Genomic DNA, 278 nt, shown 5'->3' on the forward strand with positions numbered 1-278 from the left:
CTGACCCGTCCCTGCGACCATGCCGCAGGCAGGGCAGGCAGTAAGGTCAGCTCACCCGGACGGCTTTGCAGCAGCATTTCCACGATACCCGCCGTCGCGCCGAAATTGCCGTCAATCTGAAAAGGCGGGTGAGCGTCGAATAGATTGGGATAGGTCGAACGCGACAGTAAGGTACGAACATACCGATGCGCCGCCTCGCCATCCTCCAGCCGGGCGTACAGGTTAATCAGCCATGCACAGCTCCACCCGGTATGGCCTCCCCCATGATCCAGCCGCCT

The 278-nt window shown here is 61.5% G+C and carries 1 protein-coding gene; it reads right to left on the bottom strand.

Features of this window, described 5'->3' with window-relative positions:
• A partial coding sequence (locus WG8_RS28895) for a glycosyl hydrolase family 95 catalytic domain-containing protein (RefSeq protein ID WP_007432181.1) occupies positions 1 to 278 on the bottom strand: 278 nt, incomplete at both ends.

This window comes from Paenibacillus sp. Aloe-11 (genome assembly GCF_000245715.1).
Lineage (GTDB): Bacteria > Bacillota > Bacilli > Paenibacillales > Paenibacillaceae > Paenibacillus > Paenibacillus kribbensis.